This window comes from Methylovirgula sp. (assembly GCF_037200945.1).
GTDB lineage: Bacteria > Pseudomonadota > Alphaproteobacteria > Rhizobiales > Beijerinckiaceae > Methylovirgula.
Genome location: NZ_JBBCGP010000001.1, coordinates 1,544,918 through 1,556,767 on the forward strand (window position 1 = coordinate 1,544,918; position 11,850 = coordinate 1,556,767).

Sequence of the window (11,850 nt, forward strand, 5' to 3'; positions counted from 1 at the left end):
TCAATGTCCCTGAAAAAGGGCAGAGGCAGCACGCGATATCCAGCCGTGCCAGGAAGATGGCGACGCATCGGGCCCGACACTGACGGTCGCCGTCATTCCAACCGCGAGTTCGACCGTCTTGGGGACCGAGTCAATGTGAACTCTAACGGGAATCCGCTGCGCCAAGCGTACCCAGGAGAATACCGGGCTGACAGAGGCTAAGCCGAGGTTGCCGCGGGACTCATTTGGAATATTGATGCCTCTCGCAATGCTTTCGACATGCCCAGACACAGGATCGCGGAAGCCCAAGAGAGCGGCGACTGCACGATCACCAATTCTAATATGCGAGAGCTTTGTCTCTTCGAAATAGCCGGCAATCCAGAAACTATCCGAGTCTACGATGGATATATTACCAACGCCTAGCGTCGCGAAATCGCCCGGTCGCAGGAGAAGGTTCGTCACATAGCCATTTACAGTCGACACCACTTTGGTTCGCTGTAGGTTCAGGCGCGCTTCATTCAGCCGCGCGACCGCGAGTTTATAACTCGCCTCAGCTACTTTAGCCGAGCTACCATAAATCTCCTGCTCTTCAGGCGAAATTGCGAGATCAGTTAGTTTTGCCCTACCGGCGGCTTCGGCTTTTTTCAGTGTCGCGTCGGCAAGCGTGCTCTGGACATTTGCGGCCGCGACGTCCACGGCAATTTGGAAATCCGCAGGATCAATCTCGTAAAGTATGTCGCCCTTGCGAACCGTTTGATTGTCTCGAACAGGAATTCGAATAATGCGGCCGGAAATCTGCGGTGATAGATTGACAACATTTGCCTCGACCTCGCCGTCGCGAGTCCAGGAACCGACGAGATAATAATGCCAAAAACCGATCGCCGCGATTGCAGCAAAGCCTAAAATGAAAAATGTTGTCGTGATTCGGATCGTTTGGCGGGCGAAGGGGGTCATAGCGTATCAACTCGAAGACATGACGCGATCAAAACAATATTATCAAAACGCCGAGGATCGAAATGTAGATGCAAGCCTCCGCGAGGGATGGATTCCAGAACCATCTCAATGTCCCCAGTTCTCTCAGGCAGTATCGTACAGGGAGGTAAAGTGCTGCCGCGACGATCATGTAGGCGATGAGCGGCGGGAAGAATATGCCGAATATATTGGTCTCCTTCCACATTGGCTTAATCCTGCAGAACGTCTTTAAGTCGCAAGGAACTCTTCTGACCGCTCACGATGAGCCGGGCCTCGAAAATGCCTGAGACAACTTGAAGCGCATGAGATATCGCGGAGGAGTCTTTATTTGCAGACACCTGTTCCAGCACGGCTTTCATCGCCGTATCCGCGGCTTCGGAATCGTCACCTGTGACCCAATTATGCATCTCCCGAACGGCCCCATCCCGCGAATGCCCATTTGTCGTTGAGAATGCGAGGCCCCGGGAAAGGCGCTCGAGCGCGATCTCCAGGTCCGCGAAATCGATCAAACGTTCAAGGTCGCCGGGCTCGATTGAATCCGCTTGAGCAAGCCAGGTCAACGCCGTGCCCAAACGATCGCATTGAAGAACCTCGGTGATTGCCTGGTCCCGGAGACGACCAATTCGGAATGTCTTACGGAGTTCGAGAGCGATATCGTCTGCAACGCGGTTAAACCGTCGTTTGGGCGCGACGGGTAGTATGACAACAAACGAAAAGAACAAAAAGACCGCTGATCCCCCGATCATGAGCGCATTATTCGTGAAAGTTAAAAAATCATAAGTCTGTTGGTTGGAGGGATTCAAAAGCAAAGTAAAATAAAGCAGCATGTTAATGCCAATCAGCGCCGTGTGGGGATGGCGCGCCACCAAACAGATCGCAAAAATAGCCGGCATGGTCGCCAAAGCAAAGAGCTCGAAACTCGACGCGATCGGCAACGCCAAAAATGCCACGACGCCGGCGATGCATGCGGCCGGCAATACGGCAAGTGACGCGTATATGGCCGATCTCGTGGGATTGATTTGCATCCCAAGTAACGCTGCAAATGCCGAAAGCTGAATGAGCATAAACGATGAGCCGCTCCAGCCTGAGACAACGCAGAACCTCGCGCAAAGACCTGCCGCTATCATTGTACGGACGGCGCTGAGGGCGGCAGCCCAATAATCTCGATAAAAGGTAAATTGTGGGGCTGTGATTTTCTGATTCGCGCCGTTTACAAGAACATCCAGACCATCCGCGGCTAGCCTGTGCGCGCATATCAGATCGCGCGCGCGTTCCAATATGAAAGCTTCCAGCGGCGTCGCCGCTTGATAGCTTGCGAGATTTCCAGTGGTGCTGTCGAGAGCGCGCCTTGCCTGCCCTAAAATCGTATCGACGTCGGCATCTATTGCGATCGCCCTTAGACCGCGATCGATTGCACGGCTGGCCACCAACATGCGGACCAGTCCTGCGATGGCGTTTCGGGCGCCGGCGCTTCGCGTCTTGCCGTCTGCAAGCTCCGCCGCTGCGTAAATAACTTCGCTGTGAAGCGAAACGATCGAATATTCGAGCTTTGTATAAGTAAGGGGGTCGGGTGCTTCGGATCTATCGAGAATCCGCCGGGCCAATAAGCGGACTTCCACGAGACGCGCCTCCAATGACGAAGCAAGCCGTTTGTAGGTTACGTTTCGAGTGAATACCAGATTGACGAGCGCAACAGCGGCGATTCCAATTAGATTGGCGGCGACGCGGTTTATTGCCGTGTCAAATACATTTTGCGGCGTATCGATGTCCGTCAACAGAATGATTCCGACGGTGTAACCGCAAAGGACGGCACCATAAGCGCCGAAGTCTCGCAACAAAGATGCGACGAATGAACAGAGACCGAGCCATAAGCAGAATGCTATCAGCAGCGGGAGTCCACTTTGCGGAAACTGGCTCGCGAGGAAAAGAGCGACAACACCACCGATAATCGTGCCGACCACGCGGTAGAAGGCTTTGGAAAGCGCCATGCCCTGTGTCGGCTGAGCGATGAGCGCCGCACAGATTCCGGCTGACGCGGGTGTTTCAATCTGAGCCCAAAACGAAACAAAATAGGCAAGCAGAATGGCGATTGATGTCCGAGCCGCAAAGCCAAGCGCATCCGGATAAAACGTTGGCAATTCAAGCCAGTTTTCGTCGCGGAGACTGGCAGATCCGAAACTTCTATCGCTGGCGGGTTCGCGGGTTGCGGCTGACAAAGTGTTTCCCCCGATGTGAGCCGAGCTGAGATTAAGGCTTTTGAAATGAGTTTCCACTCCGCCAGGCGTCAGCCAACAAGAATCCTGCATGCCGGCGCAGCGCGTATGCTGAGTAGTTTTTTATATAGCACGAACCCTCGGCTGAGCGCGTCGGACGAAATCGAACCCAGATTCTCCGAACGCGCATGTGTACGATGGACAATATTCCCGCACGTGAATTACTTTATCGCATCGTGCGAAATCGGAATTTTTCGGGCGTTTTCGATCGTCATCAAACTCAAGAGGTATGATAGCTTCGAGGTTGTCTGAAATCCAAGCTTACCGTTTGGCTCCAGCCAAGCTCATGCAGAGGGTTGCGCATGACCGTCCGTAAATCGATCTCCGCTTATCACCAGCCGGCTGGCGGATGGGGCGCACTCAAGGCAGTTGCCGAGGCGCTCGATGAGCAAGGCATCGCCGTCAAGGGCACCACATCGCTTTTGCGGATGAATCAGCCCGAGGGCTTTGATTGCCCCGGATGTGCGTGGCCTGACCCAAAACACACGTCATCCTTCGAGTTTTGCGAAAACGGCGCGAAGGCGATCGCGTGGGAGGCCACAGCGAAACGGTGTGCGCCGGAATTCTTTGCTGCTCACACGGTTACGGAGCTCGACACGTGGAGCGATTATGATCTCGAAATGGTGGGACGTGTCACTCACCCGATGGTCTACGATGCCGCTTCCGATCATTATAAACCGATCTCCTGGGACGATGCCTTTGCCGTCATTGGCCGTCATCTGAACGGCCTCAGCAATCCAAACGCCGCGGACTTTTATACATCCGGGCGCGCGTCCAATGAGGCGGCATTTCTCTTCCAGCTTTTTGCCCGCGAATACGGCACGAATAATTTCCCCGATTGCTCGAACATGTGCCATGAGGCCACGAGCGTGGGCCTGCCCGAGTCGCTCGGCGTCGGCAAAGGCACGGTCCTTCTCGAAGACTTCGATTCTACCGACGCTATCTTTATCTTCGGTCAGAATCCCGGCACGAATAGTCCGCGTATGATGACGACGCTGCGCGATGCATCGCGGCGGGGTGTACCTATCATCTCTTTCAATCCGTTTCGGGAGCGCTCACTTGAACGCTTCCAGGCGCCGCAGAGCCCCATCGAGATGGTGACACTGACGTCCACGCCGATCAGCGAGAGTCTTTATCAGGTGCGTGTCGGCGGCGATGTCGCGGTGCTCAAAGGGCTGATGAAAGCCATGATTGAAGCCGATGACGCGGCGATAGCTGCTGACGCGCCGCGAGTCGTCGACGTGGACTTCATTAACGGACACACAAAGGGCTTCGAGGCGCTTGCCGCCGACCTGCGTGCGGCGTCCTGGACAGCGATCGAACGAAAGTCCGGCTTAAGCCGTGCTCAGATTTGCTCCGCGGCGATGGTTTACATGAACGCGCCGACCGCGATCCTTGTCTTTGGCATGGGGATCACCCAGCATCGCTATGGCACTCTCGCGGTTCAGCAGATTGCCAATCTCGCGATGTTGCGCGGCAATGTTGGACGACCGGGTGCTGGTGTTTGCCCGGTTCGCGGGCACTCGAATGTGCAGGGGGATCGTACCGTCGGCATCACGGAAAAGCCGACCGCGGAATTTCTCAGTCGCCTCGAAAAGCGTTTTGGGTTCAAGCCGCCGAGCGCTCACGGGCATGATGTCGTCACCGCCTTGGAAGCCATGATCCGTGGCGAGTCGAAAGTCTTCATCGCGCTTGGCGGAAATTTCGCCGCAGCGGTGCCGGATTGGATACAGACCCGAGGCGCGCTGCGTAAACTCGATCTCACCGTACAGATTTCGACGAAGCTCAATCGCAGTCATATGGTCCATGGCCGCGAGGCGATCATTCTTCCCTGCCTCGGCCGTTCCGAGATCGACATCCAGGCGAACGGCCCGCAGGCGGTCACCGTCGAGGATTCGATGTCGATGGTGCATGCGTCGCGCGGCATGAACGTTCCCGTAAGCGAGCATTTGCGCAGCGAACCCGCAATCATCGCAGGAATGGCGCGCGCGACGCTGGGTCCCGGATCAAAGGTCGCTTGGGAGGATATGATCGCCGATTATGATCGGATACGGCTTGGCATTGAAGCCGTGTTCCCGATTTTTCAAGCCTATAATGATCGGATCAGAGTTCCCGGAGGCTTCCATTTGACCTCCACCGCTCGCGAACGAATTTGGATGACACCGTCCGGGCGGGCGAATTTTCTCGTCTTCGACGGACTCGACGAAGATTTGCCGGAACGCGATCCAGAGGTTCTGTGGCTCACCACGGTGCGCAGCCATGATCAATACAACACGACGATCTATTCGATGTCGGATCGTTATCGCGGTGTTTTCGGGCAACGCGATATCGTCTTCTTGAACACCAAGGAAATCGCCAAACGTGGCCTCGCCAATGGTGACCGTGTTGATCTGACGACGGTCTCCGATGACGGCATTGAGCGGGTGGTGAGCAATCTGCTGATTGTCGAATATAAGTTTCCAGACGGGTGCTGCGCCGCCTATTATCCCGAGACAAACCCGCTCATTCCCCTTTATGCACGCGATCCAAAAAGCCACACACCATCGAGCAAGGGCGTGCCGGTGCGGCTGTCACGCGCAAAAGCGCATACGAACAAAGCCGCTGCGCTTTCCCTCGCAGAGGCGACTTGAACCATGAGGGCCGATATCCTCTCGCGACTGCAGTTCGCCTTCACGATCGGCTATCACATCCTGTGGCCGACCTTCACCATCGGCACGTCTGCGTTCGTCGCCTGGCTCAGTATTCTCGTCTGGCTGACCGACAAACCGGTTTACCGTGACCTCCTGCGATTCTGGATGCGTTTGTTCGCACTCGGTTTCGGAATGGGTGTCATCACTGGGATCGTGCTCAGTTATGAGATCGGCACCAATTGGGCGGGCTTCTCCCGCGCGGTCAGCAATGTCGTCGGTCCTCTGCTAATGTACGAGGCCGCAACCGCCTTTTTTCTCGAGTCCGGTTTCATCGGAATCATGCTTTTCGGTGAGGGACGTGTCTCGCGCGGTCTGCATGTTTTCGCCTGCGTGATGGTGAGTCTTGGGTCATTAATAAGCGCCACCTGGATCATCGCGGCCAATTCGTGGATGCAGACCCCGTCCGGGGCCGTGGCGGATTCACATGGCATATTCCACGTCGTCAGCTGGTGGCATGTCATCTTCAACCCGTCTTTCCCTTATCGCTTGTTGCATATGGTCTGCGCCAGCTTTCTTACATGCTCCTTCGTGGTCGCCGGCGTATCGGCTTTTCATCTTCTGCAACGGCGGCATGTCGATGCGGCACGGACGGCCTTTTCGATGGCGCTGTGGGCAGCTCTCGCGTTGGCTCCGCTGCAAATTCTGCTCGGCGATATGCAGGGCCTCAACACAAGGCAATATCAACCGACGAAACTCGCCGCGATGGAGGGGCTCTGGACTACCGAGAAAGATGTTCCCGCTGCGGTCTTTGCGTGGCCGGACATGAAGTCCGAAAAGAACCTCTACGAGATCAGTATCCCGCATCTCGCGAGCGTTTATCTCACCCATACCTGGGATGGCGAGGTTCAGGGCCTGAAGGCAGTGCCGCCCCGCGATCGGCCTTATGTGCCGATCGTATTTTTCGCCTTCCGCATCATGGTCGGCGTTGGGCTGATCCTGCTTGGGCTTGCCGTAACGGGCGCGGTACTCCGCTGGCGTGGCCGTCTCTTTGAAACGAAATGGTTTCAATATCTCGCGGTTCTGGCGACGCCACTTGGCTTCGTTTCGGTCCTTGCTGGCTGGACCGTCACTGAAACCGGGCGCCAGCCGTTTGTCGTCTATGGGATGCTCCGAACCGCGGATGCCGCGTCGCCCGTCGCTGCTGGCGCGATCACGACGACGCTCGTAGGTTTCTTCGTGATTTATAATATTTTGCTGCTTGGGTTTCTTTATTTCGCGGGCCGTTTGGTTCTCAAAGGACCGACTTGGGGACCATCCTACGGGGGCACCTTCCGGCCGGGTCTCGATCGCGCCGCCCCGACTGTCGTCGGCGCCCCGGCGGCGACGCCGACGAACGTCGGCAGTCTTTCTCCCGGAGAATAAGATCGATGCCCCTGTTCTTTGCGCTTCTCGCGGCCTTTTCCGTCGCTCTCTATGTGCTGGCGGACGGTTTTGACCTTGGCGTCGGCATCCTGTTCCTCTTTGCGCCCCGGGATATCGATCGCGACAGGATGATCGAAAGCATTGAGCCCGTCTGGGACGGCAACGAAACCTGGCTCGTCTTCGGCGGCACATTGCTTTGGGCCGCATTTCCGGCGGCTTATTTCGTGCTGCTGCCGGCGTTTTATCTGCCCATCCTCTTCATGCTGTTTGCGCTGATATTCCGCGGCATCGCCTTCTCGTTTCGCGCTGAAAGCGGACGCTTCCGCCGCGTTTGGGATTTTGCATTCGCCGGCGGTTCGCTTCTAGCCGCCTTTTGCCAAGGCCTGGTGCTTGGCGGATTCATCAGTGGCGTGAGCATGTCGAACGGCATGTTCAGTGGTGGACCATTTTCATTTTTGAGCATTCTTGGCGTTCTCTGCGGCATCGGCCTCATCGGTGGCTATGCGCTCATGGGCGCAGGATGGCTGATCTGGAAAACGGAAGGGTCGACACAAATCTTCGCACGGGAAATCGGGCATGCGGCGTTGATTCTGACGACGGCGTTGATGGCGATCGTGAGCGCATGGACGGCCTTCAGCCAACCGGCTGTCGACCAGCGCTGGTTCTCATGGCCGAATATCGCCGAGCTCGGCCTCGTCCCATTGGTCACGATAGGGACTCTCGTCGCAACATGGCGCGCGTTGTGGGGGACGAGCGACACGAGGGTTTTCGTGTTGTCCATCTTTACGTTCTTGCTTGGGTTTCTCGGTCTTCTCGTGAGCCTTTGGCCCTATGTCGTCCCGCGCCACATAACAATCTGGGACAGCGCGTCGGATCCCCAGACTCTTTCATTCATCGGCGCCGGGCTTATCGTCATCATCCCCATTGTGCTGGCCTACCAATTCCACGCTTACTGGGTCTTCCGGGGCAAGATTCCAGACCATGCGATAGCAGATGACGGTATCGAGCTAAATCCTGGGATTCATGCGCGTCACACTTGCACGCAGGATAACGTCCTTCATCTCAGTTGATGTGGTGACCGTCAGGCTCTTGAGTTTGGCGGATGTTTCGCTGGCGCGTAGCGAGCCGTCGGCCTGAGGACTGTCTCGTGGCCCCGACCTACATGGCTTCGCCTTCGACCGCTCTGCATTTGATATAATCGCCAACATTGGGCAAACGAGCCTAGCATCTTCACCGCGGCCCGCTAGTAACGGCAATGGCCATGGCGTGCCGCCAGCAGTAGCGATGGTGATGATAGCCAGTCCTAGCGCCCGGTTCGCGGACTCGACCCCGCGCCGATGGCGCCTCCCACGATCGCTCCCACAGGACCCGTCGCGCGATTACCTCTATGCGTGCCTTCCTCGGAACCCAAAAAAGCTGAGTTGCCCGGTGTCGGTATGTTAATACCAGTTAACCACGGCGCAAAATATTTGATGGAACTGTTCAATTTTGCTCAGAACTCACTGATCGGCTGGCGAGATATTCGTGCCTGTGCTCTGCGGACCTAGCACCGCGCTATAGCGCCGACCACGTCGATTCTGCGAATATCTTCCTCCGCAGTGTCGATAAACTTTGAAGCCGCCACATGAGCGGCTTCCTTTTTGAGAGGCTGTCAACATTAGGGAGCATTAAGATGACTGTCGAAGATCTTCCGCAATATCCGCAATGGAAACGCGCGCTCCAAAATATGATCGAGGCTTGGGAATCATACAAAGTTATGAGTCATCTATTCGACCAGCATCCGGAGGCGCTCCGGCGGAAGTCGAACTTTGAGATGGCAAAGGCTCAATATTTAAGAGTTGCCTATGAGCTAGAGATGCCCGGCTATCTGGTTGTTTCCGCCAGGGACGTAGATTTTCGGCACGCCTGATTCCGATCTCGGCCGTCAGATCATCGTTCTGCCTGATCCCTCATTCCGCGCGAACGGCGAGCGGCAAGGGCTAGGGCAGCGGAACTTAGCCGCCGCATTAACGTTCACGTCGGCGACGTCTGACTCCATAGGAAAACCGCATGTTCGAAGTCATTTCGGCTAATTCCATTATCGTCTGGTTTGTATGGGGATTTTTTATGGCTTTGGGTTGGGCCCTCGGCACATGGGTGATGACCTGGATTCTTGGCTATGTACCTCTTTCACGGCGGCGCTGAATGCGATGGCGACTCGTGAGGGACATTGTGGGGAGTTTAATGTTACGGTACGGTGACGTTCGTGGAAGGCTGCGAAGCTCGTCCATCTAACCATGCAATAACGCCTTCAACGGTCTCGCCATAGAAAACCTCGTATTCACTCCGCGACACGTAACCGATATGCGGCGTCGCTAGAACATTGTCGAGAACTCTGAAAGAGTGTTTCGTCGGCAGAGGCTCAATATCGAAAACATCGATCGCCGCGCCCGCGAGCTTACGCCCGCTCAATGCCGTAACCAGAGCATGTTCATCCACGATCGGCCCGCGAGACGTGTTGATCAGCCAGGCTGTTGGCTTCATCTGAGAAAGTTCGCGCGCGCCCACCAAACCTCGCGTCGCGTCGGCAAGCACGAGGTGGATGCTGACGATATCGGCATCCCTAAAGAGTTCATCTTTGGAGACGAGGCGCGCGCCCACCTCGTCAGCTCTCTCCTTGGTCAGGCGTTCGCTCCAGGCAATTGTCTCCATGCCAAAAGCGCGCCCAATGCGTGCGACCTCGCTTCCGATATTGCCAAGGCCCAAGATGCCAAGCGTCTTTCCTTTGATTTCTTCTCCGACGGATTGCTGCCAACCTCCCGCCCGAAGTAACGCGTTTTCGGATGCAACGTTTCGGACTCCGGCGAGAATAAGCGCCCATGTCAACTCAATGGGGGCAGTTGAGCTGCCTTTGGTGTTATTTACGATAATGCCATGCTCCTTGGCTGCGCCGCCGTCGATTGAAGTGTTCCTGCTCCCTGTCGATGAGATGAGCTTCAGACGCGGCAGACGCTCGATGATTTGGCGAGAAAGTGGAGTCCTCTCGCGCATGACACAGACGATGTCGAACGGAAGCAACCGATCCACAAGGCGATCAGGATCCGAAATATGGTCGGAGAATACCTCTATCGAGACACGATCTCGAAGCGGAGACCAATCCGCCATTTTTAGTGCGATGTTCTGGTAATCATCCAGGATGGCAAGCTTAATAGGTCCTTCATTCGCGTTCATAACTGTGCTTCTCCTCAAGGATGATATAGGATCCGCGACATTGGCATCGTCGCCACCGGAGGCCAACCCAGTTTAGCCTTCAATCCGGCAATCGCTTAACGATTCGCGGTGCTCAATAATGAGCTGCGGACTTCGCCGCGATAATCCTCTCGTCATAACCGAGTCGATCAGAAAGCAGAGGCAATGGCTGAGCCTACCGATTCACAATCGGTTTTGGCGGCGATTATTGAAACCCTGATAAGGGGAGCGGATCCTCGGGCGTGGCCGACACTATTTAAAGAGTAGCTCCTCTTCGAATCAGGTCAGCTTTGAACCGCGGATCAATTCGAACTGATTGAAGCCGGAACTGGCAACGCGGCAAGATCGTCGTGTGGCCGCACAGCAATGTGGCCGCCCGATCGTTGAGGGAGGCGGCAAAACCGATAGTGAGGAATGGTTCAATATGGCTAGAGAACATGGTCAAGTTTGGAAGCGGCCGACGATGGCACGCTATGTCGTGTCGGTCGATAATCAACCAAAGAAAAGCTTCGATACGCGCGAAATCGCCGATCAGGAAGCGCAGAAAATCTCAGACGGATTCCCAAAAGTCGTGGTTAAGGTCATCGATACGGAGCGTGACACCACAACTTCCGAGCATTCGGAAATTGCGAATAACACGGGCACGGATCAAGCTTAATTGGTGTCCAAGCTATGACCGGCTAGTTCGAGCCGTCCGGGCCGAGCATGATCAAGTTCCGTTCATCCAAATGGGCATCGACAAAGCGTCTTTTGATCCGGTCCGATTTCCACGATTTCTATGCGACCTTCCGGCCTCCCGCGCATTACCCCCTTGGCCATGCTGGCCTAGGAGTTAGTGGTGTGGAGAACAAAACAAGAAATATGCTAATCGCTGGTTTAGCGACAATGACCCTCGTGGTTGGTGGGATGGGCCTTCCGTCATCCGCTAACGCTCGTGGCGGAGGGCATGGTGGCGGAGGGCACGGTGGCGGTGGCCATGGCGGCGGTGGCCACATGGGTGGAGGCCATATGGGGGGCGGTCATTTTGGCGGCGGTGGCAGGGGTGGCCACCGCTTCGCAGGACGCGGCGGTTATCGGCGCGGATATGGCGGCGGCTATGGGTATGGCGGCGGCTACGGTTATGGGTATGGCGGATGCGATCCATATTACGGATGCGGGTACGGCCCCGGCATTGTTGGTGGTGTGATCGGTGGTCTCTTGGGCGGAGGACTCTGAACGAACGCAGCACCTATCGCGGTGGAATCACGGAGAGGTGCGGCTCCTAAAGCGGCGGTTCTCCAAACGGATGCGTAAGGCAGCGCGGCTTGGAATCAAAAAAAAGCCTCTCGTAGCTTAGGCTTCAGCGA

11 protein-coding genes are annotated in these 11,850 nt (G+C 56.0%); 7 read left to right on the forward strand and 4 right to left on the reverse strand.

Annotated features, from left to right (window positions below; genetic code table 11):
• From WDN02_RS07575 to WDN02_RS07585, 3 genes are read right to left on the reverse strand one after another with little or no spacing between them, the layout of a single operon-like run.
• On the reverse strand, positions 1-933 hold the full coding sequence (locus tag WDN02_RS07575; protein ID WP_337292907.1) for an HlyD family secretion protein: 933 nt from the start codon (positions 931-933) through the stop codon (positions 1-3).
• A 28-nt stretch (positions 934-961) separates the two neighbouring features.
• A complete protein-coding gene (locus WDN02_RS07580; RefSeq protein WP_337292908.1) occupies positions 962-1,156 on the reverse strand; it encodes a DUF1656 domain-containing protein in 195 nt (64 codons plus the stop codon).
• Positions 1,157-1,160: 4 nt separating this feature from the next.
• The gene (locus WDN02_RS07585; protein ID WP_337292909.1) at positions 1,161-3,167 is read right to left on the reverse strand and encodes an FUSC family protein; all 2,007 of its coding nucleotides are present in this window, start codon (positions 3,165-3,167) and stop codon (positions 1,161-1,163) included.
• A 359-nt stretch (positions 3,168-3,526) separates the two neighbouring features.
• On the opposite strand from WDN02_RS07585, the gene WDN02_RS07590 reads away from it, so the two are divergent.
• The 5 genes from WDN02_RS07590 (at position 3,527) to WDN02_RS07610 (ending at position 9,460) form a co-directional block, all read left to right on the forward strand.
• A complete protein-coding gene (locus WDN02_RS07590; RefSeq protein WP_337292910.1) occupies positions 3,527-5,854 on the forward strand; it encodes an FdhF/YdeP family oxidoreductase in 2,328 nt (775 codons plus the stop codon).
• Between the two features lie 3 nt (positions 5,855-5,857).
• Positions 5,858-7,276, forward strand: coding sequence for a cytochrome ubiquinol oxidase subunit I (locus tag WDN02_RS07595; protein ID WP_337292911.1), 1,419 nt, complete (start codon positions 5,858-5,860; stop codon positions 7,274-7,276).
• Positions 7,277-7,281: 5 nt separating this feature from the next.
• Positions 7,282-8,346, forward strand: coding sequence for a cytochrome d ubiquinol oxidase subunit II (gene cydB, locus WDN02_RS07600; protein ID WP_337292912.1), 1,065 nt, complete (start codon positions 7,282-7,284; stop codon positions 8,344-8,346).
• A gap of 602 nt (positions 8,347-8,948) precedes the next feature.
• Positions 8,949-9,185: a hypothetical protein gene (locus WDN02_RS07605; protein ID WP_337292913.1), complete on the forward strand. Its 237-nt coding sequence runs from the start codon at positions 8,949-8,951 to the stop codon at positions 9,183-9,185.
• 140 nt (positions 9,186-9,325) lie between these two features.
• A complete protein-coding gene (locus tag WDN02_RS07610; RefSeq protein ID WP_281024157.1) occupies positions 9,326-9,460 on the forward strand; it encodes a hypothetical protein in 135 nt (44 codons plus the stop codon).
• 42 nt (positions 9,461-9,502) lie between these two features.
• On the opposite strand, the gene WDN02_RS07615 is transcribed toward WDN02_RS07610, so the two are convergent.
• Positions 9,503-10,486, reverse strand: coding sequence for a D-2-hydroxyacid dehydrogenase family protein (locus WDN02_RS07615; RefSeq protein ID WP_337292914.1), 984 nt, complete (start codon positions 10,484-10,486; stop codon positions 9,503-9,505).
• A 334-nt stretch (positions 10,487-10,820) separates the two neighbouring features.
• Between WDN02_RS07615 and WDN02_RS07620 the strand changes: the two genes are divergently transcribed.
• Both WDN02_RS07620 and WDN02_RS07625 read left to right on the forward strand, forming a co-directional pair.
• Entirely contained in the window at positions 10,821-11,162 is a 342-nt protein-coding gene (locus WDN02_RS07620) for a hypothetical protein (RefSeq protein ID WP_337292915.1), read from the forward strand.
• Positions 11,163-11,450: 288 nt separating this feature from the next.
• On the forward strand, positions 11,451-11,690 hold the full coding sequence (locus tag WDN02_RS07625) for a hypothetical protein (RefSeq protein ID WP_337292916.1): 240 nt from the start codon (positions 11,451-11,453) through the stop codon (positions 11,688-11,690).
• The last annotated feature ends 160 nt before the right edge of the window (positions 11,691-11,850 follow it).